At 37.8% G+C, this 20153-nt stretch carries 17 protein-coding genes; 3 read left to right on the top strand and 14 right to left on the bottom strand.

Translation table 11 applies throughout. From position 1 onward, the window contains the following. Window positions 1–46 precede the first annotated feature (46 nt). The 11 genes from POD11_RS03260 to csuAB form a co-directional block, all read right to left on the bottom strand. The gene (locus POD11_RS03260) at window positions 47–754 is read right to left on the bottom strand and encodes a PqiC family protein (protein WP_262456323.1); all 708 of its coding nucleotides are present in this window, start codon (window positions 752–754) and stop codon (window positions 47–49) included. Further along, window positions 744–2411, bottom strand: a complete 1668-nt coding sequence (locus POD11_RS03255; protein ID WP_262456321.1) for a PqiB family protein — start codon at window positions 2409–2411, stop codon at window positions 744–746. Before POD11_RS03255 ends, POD11_RS03260 begins: the two co-directional genes overlap by 11 nt. Before the next feature lie 7 nt (window positions 2412–2418). Next, the gene (locus POD11_RS03250; protein ID WP_016140529.1) at window positions 2419–3228 is read right to left on the bottom strand and encodes a paraquat-inducible protein A; all 810 of its coding nucleotides are present in this window, start codon (window positions 3226–3228) and stop codon (window positions 2419–2421) included. Next, window positions 3225–3833: a paraquat-inducible protein A gene (locus tag POD11_RS03245; protein ID WP_016140528.1), complete on the bottom strand. Its 609-nt coding sequence runs from the start codon at window positions 3831–3833 to the stop codon at window positions 3225–3227. Before POD11_RS03245 ends, POD11_RS03250 begins: the two co-directional genes overlap by 4 nt. Window positions 3834–4042: 209 nt before the next feature. Beyond that, on the bottom strand, window positions 4043–4603 hold the full coding sequence (locus POD11_RS03240; protein WP_016140527.1) for a TetR/AcrR family transcriptional regulator: 561 nt from the start codon (window positions 4601–4603) through the stop codon (window positions 4043–4045). A 1185-nt stretch (window positions 4604–5788) separates the two neighbouring features. Continuing rightward, the gene (csuE, locus tag POD11_RS03235; protein ID WP_262456319.1) at window positions 5789–6808 is read right to left on the bottom strand and encodes a Csu fimbrial tip adhesin CsuE; all 1020 of its coding nucleotides are present in this window, start codon (window positions 6806–6808) and stop codon (window positions 5789–5791) included. Continuing rightward, window positions 6805–9303, bottom strand: a complete 2499-nt coding sequence (gene csuD / locus POD11_RS03230; protein ID WP_262456318.1) for a Csu fimbrial usher CsuD — start codon at window positions 9301–9303, stop codon at window positions 6805–6807. Before csuD ends, csuE begins: the two co-directional genes overlap by 4 nt. Next, window positions 9300–10133: a fimbrial biogenesis chaperone gene (locus POD11_RS03225; RefSeq protein WP_262456317.1), complete on the bottom strand. Its 834-nt coding sequence runs from the start codon at window positions 10131–10133 to the stop codon at window positions 9300–9302. Before POD11_RS03225 ends, csuD begins: the two co-directional genes overlap by 4 nt. Further along, window positions 10127–10645 carry a Csu type fimbrial protein gene (locus tag POD11_RS03220; RefSeq protein ID WP_262456314.1) on the bottom strand — a complete coding sequence of 173 codons (519 nt, stop codon included), beginning with the start codon at window positions 10643–10645 and terminating at the stop codon, window positions 10127–10129. Before POD11_RS03220 ends, POD11_RS03225 begins: the two co-directional genes overlap by 7 nt. 4 nt (window positions 10646–10649) lie before the next feature. Continuing rightward, entirely contained in the window at window positions 10650–11198 is a 549-nt protein-coding gene (locus tag POD11_RS03215; protein WP_262456611.1) for a spore coat U domain-containing protein, read from the bottom strand. 73 nt (window positions 11199–11271) lie between these two features. Beyond that, window positions 11272–11808, bottom strand: coding sequence for a Csu fimbrial major subunit CsuAB (gene csuAB, locus POD11_RS03210; protein WP_262456313.1), 537 nt, complete (start codon window positions 11806–11808; stop codon window positions 11272–11274). Between the two features lie 583 nt (window positions 11809–12391). Between csuAB and POD11_RS03205 the strand changes: the two genes are divergently transcribed. Continuing rightward, window positions 12392–13030, top strand: coding sequence for a TetR/AcrR family transcriptional regulator (locus POD11_RS03205; RefSeq protein ID WP_262456312.1), 639 nt, complete (start codon window positions 12392–12394; stop codon window positions 13028–13030). Between the two features lie 507 nt (window positions 13031–13537). Here POD11_RS03205 and POD11_RS03200 read toward each other — a convergent pair. From POD11_RS03200 to POD11_RS03190, 3 genes are all read right to left on the bottom strand, one after another. Then, window positions 13538–15373, bottom strand: coding sequence for a monovalent cation:proton antiporter-2 (CPA2) family protein (locus tag POD11_RS03200; RefSeq protein ID WP_262456310.1), 1836 nt, complete (start codon window positions 15371–15373; stop codon window positions 13538–13540). Between the two features lie 193 nt (window positions 15374–15566). After that, entirely contained in the window at window positions 15567–16802 is a 1236-nt protein-coding gene (gltS, locus tag POD11_RS03195) for a sodium/glutamate symporter (RefSeq protein ID WP_262456309.1), read from the bottom strand. A 155-nt stretch (window positions 16803–16957) separates the two neighbouring features. Further along, window positions 16958–17977 (bottom strand): AraC family transcriptional regulator, encoded by a 1020-nt coding sequence (locus tag POD11_RS03190; protein ID WP_262456307.1) that lies wholly within the window; start codon window positions 17975–17977, stop codon window positions 16958–16960. Window positions 17978–18141: 164 nt separating this feature from the next. Between POD11_RS03190 and POD11_RS03185 the strand changes: the two genes are divergently transcribed. Then, window positions 18142–19182, top strand: coding sequence for an NAD-dependent epimerase/dehydratase family protein (locus tag POD11_RS03185; RefSeq protein ID WP_262456305.1), 1041 nt, complete (start codon window positions 18142–18144; stop codon window positions 19180–19182). A 22-nt stretch (window positions 19183–19204) separates the two neighbouring features. Next, window positions 19205–20152: a metal-dependent hydrolase gene (locus tag POD11_RS03180; protein ID WP_262456304.1), complete on the top strand. Its 948-nt coding sequence runs from the start codon at window positions 19205–19207 to the stop codon at window positions 20150–20152. Window position 20153 lies beyond the last annotated feature (1 nt).

The following is a 20153-nucleotide window of genomic DNA, read 5'->3' as shown; positions in this document are numbered from 1 at the left end:
TTATCTGTTATGCACAAATAAAGGGGTTGATTAAAAGCGATTGATTTTACGAACAAACACCATTGCTAATAACCGATTTTTTATTTGAATCCAGCGCCACAATTGAAGAAGAAACCGTATTAATAATTTGAGTCATGGCCTCATTTGAAGCACTCACAATCGCATCCATTTTTTTAGCTTTTTGATCAATCGGCTGCTTAAACGCAATTCGACAATTCAACTGCGAGCCTGCATTAGTGATGACTTTTGCATTATTTGACTCTAATTGAGTTGGCGGTATTTGACGCTTCACCACCCAAGACACCGCAATATTAATATAACTTTTATCTACAATATCAAAATGAGAAAAGTCTGTAGAAACTCGATATAAAGGTTGGTTGTTTCCAGCAAGACCACTGCTATAACTATCAATTGCCCCTAATTTTTGCTGTAAACCCGCCGACAAGGTATCGCGTAATTGCGTACCCATAGTCGATGTCCAGCGTTCATTATTTAACACCGTAGACTTACCACTACTGTCTTGTAGCACTAAAGGCGCACGGTCCAATCGGTCTGGAATCCCGACGGGTAATACTTCAATCACCTGCACAGTTGTTTTTGTAGCCGCAGTGATTTTAGGAGACATCGTATAATAGTTTGGTGTTGGCGAACTCGAGCAGGCCGTCATGGTAACTGCCGTTAAAAACAGGCCACTCCCAAGCAGCCATTTGGCTGCTTTAGGATGCTGAAAAGATAGAGTGTTTTTATTTTTCATCATCGGTCTCTGGTGTTTTACCACGAATAATTGATTCAGGGTGTTGTTCAATATAATCTGCCATTAACTGTAATGAAGCTGCCGCACGTGTCATTTGCTGCAATGCTTTACGTACATCTTGTTGTAACGGCGCATCACTCGACAAAATAGACTCAGATGATCTTACCGTTTTACGGACATCGTCTAGCGTTGCTTGTAAACCAGGTGCAACTTTTCCATCTAACTGTTTAACCAGTTTATCGGTAGAGGCAATGGCTGTGTTCATATTGTTGAGCGTTTTACGTACATCTTGCCCAATCTCAACTAACGGGAATTTCGTTAACTTGTCAGCAATCTGAGAAACTTGTGCTTGTAAGCCACTGAGTTCGGTCTGTGTAGTTGGAATCACTACGCGATCATCACTCAAAATTTGTAATTTGGCTGGTTTAGCTTTAGGGAACTTATCTAGGGCAATATAGTTTTGACCCGTGAGTAAGTTGCCTGTTCTCATTTGAGCACGCCATCCATGTTCAACAAAGTCTTTGAAGATTTCACTATTCGGATTAAGTGCCAAACCTTTTTCAACACGTGAAGGATAAAAGACAGCATCAACACGCATACGCATCTGTTTATAGTCGTTAGTAAATTCGGCATTAATCGCTTTAACATTACCAACTTCAATGCCCATGAAGTCAATTGGCGCACCGACTGCCAATCCACGCAATGAATGATCAAAATACATAATCACACCACGAGGTTGTCCATCCGGATCTTTCAATGCATCAGATTTTGAATCCCAAAGATTAAAGCGGCTATGATTTGCTGCTGTGGTCGCATGTGAGTTTTCAGGGTATCCAAAAGCAATACCACCCGCAACAATACTTGCAAGCGACTGAGTATCTAAATTAAAGCCAGAAGCATTTAAGGTCACATCAATCCCACTTGCCTGCCAGAAACGTGCATCGGTGGTTACAAACTTGTCATACGGCGCGCGGATAAATGTTTGCAGCTCTACAGTTTTACCATCATCAGATAATTTATAGGCCGTAATTTGTCCCACATTAATTCGACGATAATAAATTGGAGAACCAACATCTAAAGATCCCAAATCGTCTGCATTTAAGAAAAATATTTTTCCGGGCACATCTGAAGATATAACTGGCGGTATCTCTAACCCAGTAAATTCAAGTTTTTTCTCCTCAGACTTGCCCCCATCCACTTCAATATATGAACCTGACAATAAAGTATCGATGCCCGAGACCCCACTCGTCCCAATACGTGGTCGCACGACCCAAAACCGTGAATCTTTTGCTGCAAAGTTACTCGCGTCTTTACGCAAATCAATTCTGGCAATCACGTGTGAGCGGTCTTCTGAAAGATCAATCTGTCGTACTAAACCAATATCCACCTGTTTATAACGGACCGTTGTTTTACCAGCAACCAGTCCCTCAGCCGTCCTAAAAGAGACGTCAATTGTAGGGCCGTGAGACAAGAGCGCTTTTATCGCTAATGAAAGCGCGATTAAAAGAGCTACTAATGGAATAAGCCAAATTAAAAGAGGCTTCCACCGACTTTTCTTTTCTTGAGGTTCTGGTAAATCATTCATGCTATCCAGTTCAATATCGGTATCACGACGATCTGAGTTACCAGGGGTTATTTCATTTTCAGACATACTCATTGTTCTTTTATTGACTTGGATTAATGGAATCATTATTCAACGGCGGGTGTTCTGCCTGAATAATCGTTGGTTTTTCTGAAGCAAAAGAAGAAGGTTTATTTGTATTTTGAGATGCGTAAAAGTTATCCCAAATAAGTCGTGGGTCAAAACTTAACGATGCAAACATGGTTAACACTACAACCGCACCGAAAGCAATCGAACCCGGCCCTGCTAAAATAGTAGCAAGTGATTGAATCTGAATAAGCGCTGTTAAGAGTGCTACCACAAACACATCAATCATTGACCAACGACCGATAAATTCAACAATTCGATATAATTTAACGCATTGCTCAGGTAAAAACTTCCAAGCTGCTGATTGTTGAAGATATACCGCTACCAATAAAAAATACAAAATCAGTAGCTTTAGCATGGGAATAAAAATACTGGCCATGAAAATGACCACAGATACCAGATAGTCTCCGCTTTTCCAAAAGTAAATGACACCACTCATGATGGTATCTTGCTGACTACCTAAAAGTGAGTCAGTTACTGTCATTGGAAGTACATTGGCTGGAATATAGAGAATAGTTGCAGCCACAACTAGGGCAAAAGTTCGATTTAAACTCGCTGGCTTACGTGAATGCAGTACGCTATTACAGCGAATACAACGTAACTCCTGATGGCTTTGGCCTAGACGTCTTTTTTCATTTTGAGCAGAATTTACGACACCACAGCAGTGACACACAATTAATGACAGGTCTTTAGCTCTTGGATATTGCTTAATTATCGAACCTTGTTGCGAGCTTTTTGTTGGGGTCACGTTTTTTATCGTTTTCATGGCAGTGACCTATCAATTTCATTCCATATATCACTCACCTTTATGGAAGTAATATAAACCAACAATACACTCAAGATCGCAAATGCCCATAAAGCAATCTCGGGAATGACTAACACCATTCCTATTAACTTTACGAGCGTGACCAAAATCCCGATTAAAAATACCTCAACCATTCCCCACACTCTCATAAAAAAAAGTGTACGTAAGGCAATCACCAAAAATACGGGTCTTCTCTTCAATATACTCACTGTACCTAACACATAGGAAAGTAATAAAAGATAGGAAAGCGGCACAATAAAAGTAGTAATTAAAATAAGTATGCCAACGAAAGCCCGATCATAATGAAACATTACCCAAACCGCACCAAGTAAGGTAGTTTCAGAGATATTTCCCTGTAATTCAATTTTTACGATAGGAAAGCTATTGGCAAGAATAAATACAATTAATGCCGTTAAGATTAAAGCCAATAATGTCGAAAAAGGCTTGGTGTGCCGATAGAGTTCAGCGCCGCAACATACGCAATAAGCTCTTTTTCCATAAGCAAGCGGGGTTCTACGATAGACTGTATCGCACTCCTCACAACCTGCTAATTCTTTAAGCCGCATAGTTATACTCTGAAATTTATAATTTTTACTGTGTCAGAACTGCTTGCTACAACGCTTGCATAAAATTCTACGTCTAAGCAATGTGCCAAACTAATCTCATTTCTTCAAGAGAAAATTGAATAACGACTCTACGGTCTAGTTTATTAAATTATATAAATAACAGAAAAGTATATAAGAAACCCCTTTCTTAAAAAGGGGCCTTAATTGATTTAAACCAAAGAAATCATCAGTAAAAAGTAATCCCAAAGCTTATCTCGATCATCTATCTGATTCTTCCCTGCAAGCTGAACCATTGCCCCATCAATCAAAAATAAAAACATATAGGCATCTTGGACTGAGGCAGTCGATTTTAGCGTTAAAAGTAGCTTATGAATTTCATTAATTAACCAGTTACGATAATCAATTACCACCTTATAGGCATTAGGATAGAGCTTTTCAATTTCAAAAATGGCTTTAAATGGCAAATGGTAAAATCCCTCTAGATGGGCATGCAGAAAATAAATCTCCTTGAGTTTATCGAGCACCATTTGCTCACGATAAGAATTGAAAATTGAAAGTACTTTTACTTTGAGTGCATCTGTTTGAAAAGTAAGGCTCATCTCGATGAGTCGTGCTTTTGAATGAAAGATGTTATAGAAAGTGGCTTTGGGAATTTTGGCCTCAGCAATAATGCGGTCAATACCCACCTTATTAAATCCATATAAATTAAATAAGTCTTTTGCTGTGTGAAGCACTCTGAGTGCTCTAAATGAAGATTCTAAATTTTTCATGTATACCGCTTAAAATAATTTTTTGTTGTATATAAAAGAGAGAAAAATGCCGTCACTCTTAAAATGAGTGCTAAATACAGGCATGCAAAAGCCGCACAATAATAGTGTGCTCGCCTATCTCTGGCTTATTGTTGCTATGTTTTAGTCGTACTGATTCTTAAGGTATCGAAACCTAAAGTCGGTTAAAACGTTTTAAAGACCAGTTGGGTATAGATGTAAAGATTTTGGCAAAGGTTGCCAACGAGAGAGAAGAAATAGTACGCATAACGGCGGACTCCTTTGTTAGTACAAGAAATCCTACCAATCACTGCTAAATGATGGTGGCAGGACGAAAGAGGGTTAGCAGACTGGCAACAAAGAAACCAGCACACCCGAAGGTGTCCCCCTTCCGCCCTACCATAGAGAAAAAGGGGGCGAACGAGTTCACGATACACAAAACTAGGTTTCGTATATCGTCTTTGTTAAATAGGGTCTGCTAAAACCCGCTGGCGATGTAGGCCAGCAGGCAAAGGATAATCGGCAAGGTTTAGAGTGTCAATGTAAGGTTGAATAGAAAATAGTTAAATAATTATTGTTTTTCATTCAATTAGATATTGAATCTTAATAATAACCAAGTTCAACTTTAAAGAAGCTAAACATTTCAACTAACAATAATATTTGCAGATAAAAATTGATTAAAACAAAAAAGCCAACTCTTTCGAATTAGCCCTAATTACCTCACGACCACGTCTGTGAAAATTGCTTTTGATTTTATTGTTCGCAACAATCTTCATCAATTTTTGTTATGAGTTTAAATTAGCCTTTCTTTATGACAATTCAATTAAAAAATACCGTAATTTTCCCAAAAATAAACTTGCTGCATAAAATGTAATTTTTGGAGCACTGCATCACAATTTAAAGAAGTGTGTATTATAAACATCTACACTGCGCAAGGTTTAAATCTACTATGCTTAAGTTATCTAATTGTATAGGGCTTATGCAAGGTTGATGCAGTGCCCGCCTTTTGCTGATGAAGTAATGAACTCAGCACTAGATCCAAATAAGCGAAAATATAAGAAATTAAAAATTAAAATCACCAAAGATGATAATCAATTGGAACTTGAGTAAGTTTATAAAAATTAAGTATTTCTTTTAAAGAGAAAAGCCCATGAACTGAGCTTTTATCCTTAGTAAAACAAACAAAATCTAAAACTCGACTTGTACTGTCACCGTGTCTTGATAGGTTCCCGCTGGAGTGGTGTCTGCATTTTCATCGACAATTTTTGTGGTAAACACATAGCTCTGCTGGGTCACTCCGTTATGTACACCCGGATTGATAGTCGCATTTAAACTCGACCAACGCTCGTTACCACTTCCCCATCGATCATTCGATGAGTTTTTAAAAATATCGTATTTTAAAAAGGTATTTCCCGTTTCTGACTTCATGGCACGCTGGTTACCATTTTGCGGGGAAAGCCCATTATTTAAACTCACATAATAAGGGGTATTTACAGAGCACCGAATTCCCATAGACGACTGAACAGGTTCAAGTTTGGAAGCAAATGCTGCCGTACCGAAGTTTACGTCTTGAGTTAAAATTCGACAGTCTGGAAGTACGGTAATTGAAAGTGAGCCAGTCGAGTCTGCTCCACTTCCCCAGTTAAAACCAATTCCCAAAGCACCACGTCTAAACCCCGGACTTTCAAAGAAAACCCCAATCCCCGCAATCGCAACTGCAGGTACAGAATAAAACCATTTTACTTGTAATGGCGAATCAGCTTGATAAACACCTGGTGAGACACTTTGCCCTGCCGGAAGTCGTATATAGAAAGGTAAATTACCATCTGGGCCACTAAAAAGATTGACTAGTGTAAAGCTACTCATGTCTTTTTCTTGACCTAAGCTAATAATTTCATTGTTACTGTCTAAAATAATGGCATTGAGCTTTTCTCCGGTTTGAGCATTGGTAAATGTATTAGACATTTGCTCAACCCGATATTTTAAATATGTCATGTTAGCCAAAGCTAAGCTAAAACCACTACACGATAATCCCGAATTAAACTGTGAAGAGTTTTCACCGTTTTCCATTAAGTAGATAGACGGAACTGAAATAGAAGATGAACCAGAAGCACTCACGCTACATGCAGCATGAGCCCAATTTCCAGTCAGCATAAGTCCAGAAAACAGACATAAATGGCTGAGTAATTTTTTTGTTTTTATATTCATGGTAAAGATACCTCATGACACGTAACAGGCTTAACCACCACAATCTGTTGCTTGGCCTGTTCTACATCTACAGAAAAATCTGCTTTACAAATACTTTGATCCGAATGTTGAACCGTTACGGTATTGTTCGGTTTTAAATTTTCTAAATAGACAATGCCATCCATTCCCACATAAGACGACTCTTGGTCCGCTCTATGCACCACAGAACCGACAGGTATAGGTTTGCCATCTGCTTGAGTCAAATAAACGTTGGCAGCAATAGACTGATGAACCGGGAACTTAATCACCACACCCGAGCCGCGTTTAGCGGAAATACGTTGTTCCACTTGGGTAATGGTAAAGTTTGAAGGTAAGTCAATTGGGTCAACACTGTATTTACCCGAATAATAAGGTGTCACGGATGGTACAAAAATATGGCCTTTTTTATTACTTCGACCAATTAAACTGTTTTCGTATCTGACCAAAACATCTGGCACTTGGTTGGTATCAACCAATGCAAAAGACTCACCCAAGCGATTCGAAGCAAATACTTCGCCTGACATATAAATGAGGGAACCAGATAAACCGAACCAGTAGTTATAGTCATGATTTCCAGACATACCAAAGTCAGTATTGATATAACCGTTGCGGTAGTTGACCCGTGCCTGATTTAGATCTTCATTATTTTCGTTATAGCGTCGGGTTAAATCGACACCGAAACCACCTTCGGATGGCACAGAACGGTTGAAGTTAATATAGCCAGTATCGCCCTGTTTATTAAATGCATAACCTGAGTTTACAGTAGCGTTTCGCTGGAACAATGGAATTGAAACTTGAAATGCAGCACTCCACTCTTTTTCAATAAAATCACGGTTTGCACTGAGTGAAACGGTTACGCCATTCATATAAGTCGGTAAAACAGGCGCCCATGACAAGTTCAAGAAACGGTTTTTAAAGTCATTTGCTTTGGTATCAATATATCCGACACCAAAAGTTCCTGAATTTTTGGTCGCAAAGTAAGTATTAGCCGTTAAACTTTCATTACTATTGACCGAAATTAAATTGCTATATTGCAGTCGTGAAAGGTCAGTGTATTCATCATCACGCTGGTTATGGTTAATGCTAAAACCAAACCGATTACGGTTATAGCTGTACCCGATCGTATATTGCTTACCCTGTAAGTCTTTCGTCCGATCATCAAACATAGACTTATCGGCTTTACTTTGGGTAAAAGAAGCACTGAGCACACCTAAGTTTGCAAGTTTGAGTACAGACCCTGCACCGAATAACTGTAGGTCTGAAGAAAGCTCGGTTCGTCCTTCTATAGTTAACCAGTCATTTACTCCATATCGGGCATCGGCAGCACTTGCAAATTTCCCATAAGAAAAATTCTTCAATCCGTAGTCTTCACGGATTTTCCCTAACGACAATGAATAGTCGAATAGTCCCGGCTTTAACAATGTATTTGCAATATAAAATGGAACGGCCGTAGTAACCTGACGCCCGACCGCATCGGTCGTGACCACAACAGCTTCCCCTTTACCATTAATAAAGGGAACATTGTTTAATATAAATGGGCCAGATTGTACTTCAGTTGAGCTGGTCTTTTGACCATTAATAATTAAGTCGACTGTGCTTGGCAATGCAGCTTGCCCAATAAACTGTGGTAATGGATAGGTAATTAAATCGGGTCGGGTTGAATAGTTTCTTTGTACCTGAAAACCACCTAGGCGAACCGAACTCCCCCACGTGGTTTTACTTCCGGTAATAATATCACCCAGCAAGAAAGAGGTAGCGTTCTTTTGATTATCAAACTGCCAAGATGTGTCATAACGACGATAGCCGTCATTGTCTAAAGACTCAGCGTTACCTTCATTTTTATACTGATTTTTGACGTAGACACCAGAGTTTTTAATTACCCCTAACGGTGAGAAAAAACGCTGCTCGGTAAATAGACTGCTGGTTGACCCACCTTGATACGGTCTATAAGTATAAAAATCATAGTTATTGAGTAGTCCTATACCCGATTGAGCAACAACTGGCTTATACCATGAGTCTTTACCCAAAACTTGAGTCGGCATCCAAGCAGGTGGAAAGTTAAGCTTAAAATATTGGTTTGATGAATTATATTCATAGCTTACATCTTTTAATTTATCTAAAGATATCCAGTCACTCGCATCGCCACTAAACCCCAAAGTTAAGATATCTTGATTGGTTAAGGCAGTCTCAGTATTGGTTAATAATTCTTGAGGAATCTGAATTTCCAACTCATCAATGAGCTTGTTTTTTTGTATAAAGTACTCATCATTTTTAACAATAACAGGGACAACTTGTTGCACTGAATATTGGTTTACAACCAAGTCAAGATACAATTTAAATAGTTGATTAATATCATTAATGTCTTTTGGTGGTGGAGGCAATTCGCCAGCAAGAACAATATTTGGAATATTTAAGCATCCACCCGACAACAAAATTAGCAAAATACTTTTGCATAAATTATTATGCCGAAGGATCATTTTGGATCCTCCATTTTGGTTATATCGATCAACTCTTGTTTTATGCCTGAGCTATCAACGCCATAAATTTTAGAAGTTTTTAATAATTCATTTGCAGTCGACTTATCAATGGCAAACTTCATGGTGCTATTTGATAAAACATAGCCAAATGCAGCCTTTCCTAAAGAAATATCATTGCCAGTTTTTGACGTTTTGAGTGCTGAAAGACGTGCAAATTTTTGACCATTGTTTTTAAGATATAACTCAGTTTGACCCTGTTCATTGTTGCGAATTGACCATTGTAATATAGGCTTAGCTAAAGGATTTTTTGCATTCGCTTTTTGGCTTTCTTCATTTAATCCACTACCTATACCTTTTCCATAAGCAAAAAGTGGAATGGAGTAACGCATTTGGAAGCTCACTTTAGAAGCATCCTGCTCGTTTCCATCAGAAAGACGAATCGGTAACTCATCTACAATTAGGCGATATGACTGTTCTTTGCCATCTGGCAAATTGGCACTTTTGGTTAAGCGAAGCATGTGCTTCTCACCTGCTTTAATCTTAGCTACAGGTGGGCTTGGTATAACATCAGATTGCTCGCTATAGTTATCTTTTGAACTATCTTGATTCCATTTAAATACACGAATTTGAACCATCGCATCGGTCTTGCCCGTATTTTGGAGCCAAACTGCAGTCGCTTTTTCGTTGGCTTCAATTTTTGGATAAATTGGCCAAATTAAAAAAGTCGCTTGAGCCATCACAGGCGTCACAAGTGATAATGTACTTGCAAATAAAAAAGTTTTTAAAATGCCATTTTTAATAAATGCAGAATTGTTCATACAAATCACCATGAAATCATTATTGAAACAGTATCTTTATAAATTCCGGCGGTATGTGATTCATTGTTATTTCCTAAATCAACGACACCATATATTTGAAAATTTGCCAGATGGTTTGTAGGTGTTGTAGCAAGAAGTAAATATGCACTCCCTACAATATATTCATTTGTTAAACTACTCGAGTTATATAACTTATAAGACAAATAATCAGACGATGAATTATTTTTCATGCGTCTAATATTATTCTCGAGGTTTTGACCACCATCTATAGATATATTTACAGGCAAGCTTTCGGTACACCGAATATTCCAAGAAGTTGCACTATTTATAATATTCGCTATTACTTTATCTTTGGATAAAGCCGAGTATTGACCAAAATCCATTTTCTGCTCAACATTATCGATCGAGCATCCATTTTCAATTTTGGCTTGAACTTTAAAACTCGAATTTAATTGAGAATCTGCTGCATATATAAATGGACTAACCGACAATAAAAATATTGCTTTAAAACAAAATTCTTTCATTTTCTTAAAACTCAATCGTAATCGGCACTATATCCGTATACTCACCCTTAGATATACGATTACCATCATGGGTTGCCTGACCAAAAACATCGATATTCTTTTTAATGTTCATATCATTAAGAATAAATACATCATTTGCTTTAATGACTTGCTTACTTAAACCATAGAGCAAGTTATAAGCAACAAAGTCTCTACCATTACTCAAAGCATGATAATAATTTTGTGAAAATGAAGCAGGAACTTTACTATCATTACTTCCAGAACCAAAGGTTATTTTTATAGTTGAAATACCAGAACATTCAATCTGCAAACCTGAATTCCCACCATTAACTAAACTTGCCTCTAATACTCCATTAAATGCAGTTGTCGTTTCACCAAAGTCAATAGTTCCTAAACTTAAATTTGCCGTATTATTTTCAACAACTTTATTATTAATAGAACAAGAAGGTAATAATTCAATTTGTGTATTTAATTTAGCTCCTATTTCTCCAGCATTCACTGAGGATATTAAAAAATATAAGAACATAAATGCTGAACCGCGCTTAAATATCATCACCCCTCCATTTAAAACAGGTTCATTCAACCTCGAACAAACCTGCTACTCAATTAATTATTTCTTTTTATATTTAGAAATTTACTGTTACTAAGAGAGTATCTTTATAATCGCCTTGTGCTTTTGGTGTACCCGTATTTGGCGCGATTGTACCGAAAATTGGTACAGCCGTAGCTTGACCACTCACCGTACTGAACTGTTGAGGTTGATTCACAACATATAGGTTTGTACGCGCAGCATCACGGTAAACGTTATATGCAACTACATCAGCAGATGCGGTATTTTTTAAAGTACGGTCTGTACGTTCACCACCATCAATTGCAACTGTGAAATCAACAGGATCTGTTCCGTCACACGTTACAGAAATATTGCCACCTGTTGCTGCAGAAGCAACTTCAGCAGTTAATACGTTGTTCCAAGTACCAGAAGTTTTACCGAAATCTAAAGTACCAAACTTGTTCATATTTCCTTCAGTTTGACTACCCCCTACAGTACAGCCTGTTGAGACATTTAATTTAACGTCAACTTGTCCTGTAACAGCTGCTTGAGTATTTACCGCATAACCAGCAACTATTAATGCTGCAAGAAGTGATTTCTGAATGTTTTTCATATTCATAACCTACATATATAATGATTAGATTTATAGAACAAAATGAATCAGACTTAATAAATAAAATATGACCAATTTGTTTTATATATAAAACAAATTAGTATTTACTATTATGTGATTCTTTTCACAATTTAATAACAATTATTTAACTTGTATACATATATTACAAAAAGACTATGTTGAGTTATTTAAAATCTTTTTTTGAACTCTTAAAAAAACACTTAACTAAATACCCACCCCTACTTTAAAAAAATGGTTAAAATTTATAAAAAATAAATATCTTTTTTTTAATCAAAAAACTTAAATTATCATTCAAATACAATTATTTATAGAATCCATAAAACTTAATATTATTTATCCACATTAAAATAGGCAGTTTGACCTATTTTAACCAACACTACACAAACAAAATTAAGTCAGTTGACCTATTTTTTTGTTTTTAATTGAGTCATATGACCTATATTAGAGAACTATCGGTCATATGACCTATATTTAGTTTAATAGAATTTAAATATTTTATTTATATTTTTTTAATTTCATGGTTTAGAATGCCTTTTTTTAAATAGTACTTACAGGCTGGATAATGATCAAAATTGATACCTTTGATACTATGCAAATAAAGAAGTCCTTTACCACATTAAAAGGACAAGAAAGAATAAAGCAAATCTTAAAAAATGCTGAACTCGTTTTTCTTACTAAGGGTTATTCAGGCTTTAGTATGAGAGGAGTGGCTAATCAATCAAATATTAGTTTAAGTACACTACAGCATTATTTCCCCAATAAAGATATTTTATTAAAGGCACTGCTTAATAAATTAATTTGTGACTACATAAAGCGAATTGAAATCTTAATCAATTTAAATGCAAATGAAGCACCTTTACATCGCTTTATGAATATTATTACTAATATAATCTATGAAATAGAAAAACCGATCATTACCAATACATTTAAAGAGTTTTTTTCAATTTCAGATCATTTACCCTATGTATATGAGGCTTTGTCAATCATACAAAAGTATAATCTTGAGCTTATATATAAAATTATTTTACCCATTCATAATGAAATATCATCAGAAGAATATAAAGAAAGAGCAATTATTATAATCACACAACTTAATGGTTATTTAGTTCAACATTCGAACAAAAATACAGATGAATCATATAAAGAATTTCTAAGAAATATACTTTTAAAAAATATATCAAGATTAGTCAGTGAACCATAAGTTTGAAAACATAGGAGTTGTTCTCCTATGTTTTCAATAAAAATCGACGTACTCTGGTCGGGTGAAATACTGACCTTATTTTTAACCATGAGAAAATAATAAAAATAATCATTAACTGACTTTCTTCAGCGTTAATGGCTTTAAAAGGCATACTAAAACACGTTTATGGTCAAATCTTTAACATGGAAGGTTGAGGAAACAACGGCGAATGGAGCGTAGGAATGACTCTCTACGTAATCATCAAAAGAGCGTAAGTTATTTTAGTAAAGCACTTTATAAAAGACAAAACCCACTTCTATTTTAACAGTTACGCTCAGCCCCGATATAGTCGCAACCGACTTATGAGTTTCGTCTTGGACCAATGGCAACATATAAAAAACTGACCGACGCATCGCGTGGATCATGCCTTAGCTTATTACTGGCGTAGAAACCCAGTTAAAGATACAGAGCATTGATAGTCATTCTGTAAAAGCTCTTCTAAACAGAACTTTTACAGATATTTTTATGCTAATTCAGGCTTTCATTATCTGAGGCGCCTTCCTTATTTAAAATCCGCCCTTCTTGTTTCGGTCGAATTAACGGCGCAGTTGGTCGTGGATGATGAGCATGTGTATATTGCAAACCAACTCCGGCATATACATCATCTGCCGCAATTTCAGTTTCAAATCGCTCATTATCAAGATCTCGAATTTCCTCGCTAATTCTTACGACTTCGTCTTCATCTACGCCAAGTTCTTGTAAAATCACTTCGCCAAACTTAATTGCAGATTCAAACGTTTCACGAATCATAAAGTCTACTTTTTGTTTGACTAAATGCAGTGAATGCTCGCGGTCATATGAACGGACTAATAATTTCGCTAAAGGAAATTCATGGCTAACGAGTTCAACAATTCGATTGGTCGTTTCCTTACTGTCTACACACACCACAATTGCCTGCGCTGTTGCAGCGCCAGAAGCATGTAAAATATCTAAGCGACACCCATCGCCATAATAAATTTTAAAACCAAATTTTTCAGCGTTTTGAATCATGTCAGTATTATTATCAATAATGGTGACATCTACGCCTCTTGCCAATAAGAGTTGACTGGTTACTTGCCCAAAGCGTCCAAATCCAATCATTAAAACACTGCCGCTTAACCCATCAGCAACATTCACGTTTTCGAGTGAAACATTGGCTTTCGTCTGAGTAAAACGTTTAAAAATAATTCCTATAATTGGCGTCAACACCATTGAAAGTACAACAATAGCGGTGAGATTAGATTTAACCGTACTATCGATGACTTGTGCACTGAGTGCGGCAGAGAAAAGTACAAAGGCAAACTCGCCTCCTTGGGCCATGAGCAAAGCGCGATCTAAGGCTTCTGTGTGAGGACTTTTAGTTATACGGGCTACTATATAAATCATGAGCGCTTTGACAAACATTAGAGCAATTACGCCACTCACAATAAGCTGCCAGTTTTGAGCGACAACTGATAAATCCAATGACATACCCACGCCAAGGAAAAATAGGCCTAACAAGATTCCTCGGAATGGTTCAATATCCGCTTCAATTTGATGTCTAAACGTTGATTCAGATAAAAGTACACCCGCTAAAAAAGCACCCATCGCCATGGACAAACCGCTGACTTGCATGAGTAACGCTGCGCCCAACACCACCAATAATGCGGCGGCAGTCATGACTTCTCGGGCTTTGGCAGCAGCCAAGAGCCTAAATAACGGATTAAGTAACCAATACCCTGCCGCAATAAGACCTGCAATTGCGATTAAACCAATTCCTATATTTTCCAAACGTACCGATGTGCTTTCGACTACATGATTCGGTGCCATAAAAGCGACAATAGCCAGCAATGGCACAATTAATAAATCTTCAAATAGTAAGATGGCTACAATCTTTTGCCCACGTGGCTGAGTCAAATCACCGCGGTCACCCAACAACTGCATTACAATCGCAGTCGACGTTAAGACGAAACCTGCCGCACCAATAAATGCTACTTGCCACGCAAAACCAAATAATAGCCCTACGCCAGTCAAAGCCAGCGCACAAATAATGATCTGCAGTGTACCTAGACCAAAAATTTCGCGTCTAAGACTCCACAAATGTGATGGTTGCATTTCCAAACCAATCACAAATAGGTACATCACAATGCCCAACTCGGCAATATGCAAAATTGCGGCAGAATCTTGAAAAAAAGCAAAACCGAATGGGCCAATAATCAGCCCTGCAATTAAGTAACCTAATACTGAACCCAAACCAATACGTTTAAAAATAGGAACTGCAATGACAGCCGCTGCCAATAAAACCACTGGAGCAACCAAGCTAATTGAATGTGCTTCTGAGCTCATACATTTCTCATTTTATTTATCTGCAAATTATTCTAAGTGAAACTTGGTGTAAGGGCGATTATTAGTTTTGAGAAAAAGCATCCTAAAAATAAAATGGCTTAAACCATTAGAAAATAAAAATTAAGCCTAGAGATACAAATCAAATATTCATAAATAAGCACCCATAAAAAAAGCCCTTACGGGCTTTTTTTAATTAAGCAATAAATTTCAACATGAGCTGAATAACCGTTGCATTAATTAAGTCGACAAAGAATGCCCCACAAAGTGGAACAATCAAAAAGGCCTTATGCGATGGACCATACATGTTGGTAATGGCTTGCATATTGGCAACGGCGGTTGGTGTCGCCCCCATACCGAAACCACAATGACCTGCTGATAACACTGCTGCATCATAGTTTTTGCCCATAACACGGAATGTCACAAATGCTGCATATAGCGCCATCGTAATTGTTTGAGCACCCAAAATTACAACTAACGGGCCAGCTAAGTCGGCAAGTTGCCAAAGCTTTAATGAAAGCAATGCCATTGCTAAATAGAGTGATAACGATGCATTACCAAATACATCAATCGCACGGTCGAAAATATCAATTTTCAGCACGCTCTCTAAAATATTTCTTAAGATGACGCCGCCACCGAGAGCCCAAACGAAAGTTGGTAACTCAAACCACGTTCCCTTACTAAAGCCCGTCATAAATTCAGCAAATGCTAAACAGGCTGCAAACATACCCAGCGTAGTAATCGCATTGTCTGCTGTGATTAAACGAACTTGATGCGGGTTTTCAAACGGTGCAAGATCATCTGAGTTTTGTTCAAGATGCGTATCACGATTTTGGATTTCAGCATTGGTTTTTGCTTGAGCAAGGCCATACCGATTGATAAGCAATTTTGCTAAAGGACCACCAATCACACCACCAATAATCAAACCAAAAGTAGCACTCGCCATCCCTAATGCTAAAGCACCTTGAATACCATGTTGGGTTTCTAAAATTTCCCCCCATGCACCAGCTGTACCATGACCACCTGTTAAGGTAATTGAACCCGCAATTAAACCAATGAGTGGATCAAGACCGAGTAAAGTCGCAAGACTCATACCTACAGCATTTTGCACAACAATAAATGAAGCTACACAAACCAAGAAGATGACTAAAGCCATACCACCTTCTTTCAGCTTCATAAAATTGGCACTTAAACCAATAGAAGCGAAGAACACGAGCATAAAGCTGGTTTGTAGTTCACTACTAAAAACAATGCTGTACCCCCACAAAGTGTGGATGACTAAAGAAACTACAGCAGCCACCAAACCACCGGCTACAGGTTCGGGAATATTGTAGCGTTTTAAAAAATCAATCCGATTAACAAGAAAGCGGCCCAACAATAAAACGATAACCGCCGAAATTAGTGTATAAAAACCATTAAAAACAAATTCCATATATACTACTTTCTAATTACATTCCTAACGGATTGTAAAATAATTATATTTTATTTTTGAATATTTAAAAAAAACACAAACAAACTTTACAAAAACTCTCTTTATTTAATTATATCTAAATAAATCAAAATATTATTTTGAGTATTTGGTAAAAATCATGATGTACTTTCTCTTAAATTTCGATATTGTTTTGGAGTTTGATTCGTCCACCGCTTAAATGCTCGAGTAAAATGAGTGACCTCGGAATAGCCCAACTTTTCCGAAATATAAGAAATACTATTCTCATGATTATTCAATAATTTTTTTGCATGACGTTCTCTCACTTGGTCCAGCAAAGCCTGAAACGTAATTCCTTCTTTAGCCAACTGGCGTTGTAAAGTTCTTTCAGTTAAATGCAACTTGTCGGCAACATCTTTCATTTTAAAGAAGCCTTCTACTTCATCAAAAAGTAACTCACGGACTAAAGCTGTCAGTGGATGTTTTTCTCCGCGTTTAGCAACTAACTTATTTAAATCATGTTTACACTGTTCACGGGCTAAACGGGCCGCTAATGGGTCAGCCATAATTAACGGCAGAGCCAAGAAAGTTTCAGAAAAGACCAAGCGGTTAAATGGTTGATTAAAACTAATTTCACATGGTAGCAATTCTTTAACTTGCTCTAAAAAAGCTGGTTCTTGGTAATTTAATTCGGCTTTTATTTCTAATTTTTGTCCAGTAATGGCATTCGACATTTGGGCAAAGCCCACCATCAAAAATGTCATCCCTACAATTCCCATTTTAAAATTTGTCATGGGTTGATCTAAATATAACAAAGCTAAATCGTTTTCGATTTCAAGTCTTGGTTTTAGAGCTGGACAGCGTAGCCCAATAAATTGCTCCATGACATTTAAAGCTTCACCTAAGTTTTGTGAAACCATTGCAGCAAGCCCAACCGAGCCATGACAAGATACGGTCATTTGTAGACCAAGATAAACTCCTAATGCAGGCTCATCTGTAAGCTCAACTGCCCTATTTAGTAGATTATTAAAAATATCGAAATCTAAATACCAAAAAGGCTCTGAGAGCTGCTCTACGGATACTCCACTTCCTTCTAAAAGTTCTTCAGGAGATATATTTAACTTTTGGACGACATCAGCCATAAGGCTGACATAAGTTCCAGGTAAAGACGGATTCACAATACGCTCTCTTTATTTTTCTCTATAAAATGTCGTGAAATGGTCAAAACTGTCATTTCCAGAACTATGACACATATTTCAGATTCGGCATAGTAGCCCTTACTAAGTTGCCGCATTTTTATCCACTTTGTACAGGATAAAAATCTAATAAAGATTGGTGAAATATGAAAGCTCTGGTTACTGGTGGTGCTGGTTTTATTGGTTCCCACATTGTACGTACTTTACTCAACGAAAATTATGAAGTACGTGTATTACATTTACCTCAAGAAAAATTAACCAATTTAGAAGGGTTAGATGTTGAGTTAATTGCGGGCGATATTACCGACTCGGCAAAAATGGATGAAGCAGTCGCAGGTTGTGATTTGGTTTTCCATACTGCCGCAATTTATGCCTTATGGCTTCCGAAGCCTGAGCTTATGCGTAAAGTCAATGTTGAAGGAACACGAACCGTACTCAATGCTGCAAAAAAAGCAGGTGTTAAACGTGTTGTTTACACCAGTACAGGCGCATGTTTTGCAGGTCAACCAAAAGGCATTCAGGCTACCGAATCAAGTCCATTTGCTTTAGGCGCGACTGGAGATGCATACGTTTTAACAAAATTTGAAGCACATCAAGTTGCCTTACAGTTTGCTGCGGGCGGTTTAGACATTGTAATTGTCTGCCCGACAGGTCCAATTGGCCCTCAAGATATTGCCCCAACTCCGACCGGCAAACTTTTACTCACCATCGCTACCATGCCTGCACTTGCAGTACCGGGTGCAATTAACAACATGGTTGATGTACGCGATGTAGCAAAAGGCCATTTTTTGGCCGCGCAAAAAGGTAAAAGTGGTGAAACTTATATTTTAGGTAATCGAGATCTTGATGGCGTAGCGATGGCAAAAACGGTCCATCAGCTCTTAGGCATCTGGCGCCCAGTAATGACCATTCCAAGTGTAGTTGAAGGCGTCTCATCTCAACTTGCAGGTCATGCAGCTTTGTGGGTAACCGAGCATATTACTCATAAAGCTCCCCTTGTGACGCCTTCAGCAGCCAAAATTGGTCAGCTCGGCACCTCTTTTAATTGTACAAAAGCCATTCAAGAACTTGGACTTCCTCAAACGCCCGTTGAAATTGCAGTACGTGATGCATTGCAGTGGTTTGCAGCCAATGGTTACGTCAAATCTCATAGCTTGATCAAAAAAATTGAGTCAATTTCGATCTGATTTAAGTAGGCAGGATTCTACTATGAGCACATTTATTGATCATCACATTGTTGCACGGAAAGTACAGTTTGATTTTTCTCAAACGCCTCGGCATTGGGTTCCAAACGATGTGTTAACGACACATGTGCTGAACAGCATGCACGTTCTTTTACCTGCTGTTGAGCACTGGTTTTGTCGTCTTGCAAATAAAACTTTGCCTTATGTTGAAGATAAAAACCTAAAAGCAGATATCCGTGGTTTTATTGCCCAAGAAGCGGCCCATGCCAATGCCCATAAAGGTGCAGAGATTTATTTTCAGACTCACGGCATAGATCCCACACCCTTTAAAGATTTTTTAAACTGGTTCTTTAAAGATGGTTTTATGGGCGACACGCCATTTGGAATTTATGGCCCTTTTAAGCGCTATCCAAAACAGTGGCTTGCCTTTCGTATGGGTATTATTGCTGGGCTTGAACACTATTTTTGTTTCTTTGGTACATGGGCTTTAGATGCAGAAGGTCTAGAAGGTGCAGATCCAGCCATGCTAGATATTGTACGCTGGCATGGTGCCGAAGAAGTTGAGCATCGTACTGTTGGCTATGATGCTTATCGCGCTTTAGCTGGAGACGGCGTTAAAGGCTATTTAGGCAGACAGCTCAGCATGGGTTTTGCTTTTGCTGCAATGGTTGGGTTCTGGCTAGGCTCAACAGTTTATCTTTGTCATCTCGATGGAACCAAAGAAGCCCAAAAAATTGCAAAAAAAAATCCATTGGCTTTAGTTTGGCTATTTCAAAAAACTGCAAAGAAAAAGAAAAGTTTACCTGATCTCGGCATGATTTTGACTGCTTTAAAAGGATGGAGCAAATTGAGTTATCACCCTGAACATGATGGTGATGTCGAAAAAGCTTTAGCTTATTTAGCTCAGTCGCCAGCAGCTCAATTAGCCGCAGAGGCTTACGCCAAAGTGCTTTCTTCAAAATTGAAAAGCTGAG

The sequence above is a fragment of the Acinetobacter sp. P1(2023) genome (genome assembly GCF_028367635.1).
In the GTDB taxonomy this organism is placed as follows: Bacteria; Pseudomonadota; Gammaproteobacteria; order Pseudomonadales; family Moraxellaceae; genus Acinetobacter; species Acinetobacter pittii_E.
This window is presented reverse-complemented; position numbering and strand designations above follow the sequence as displayed.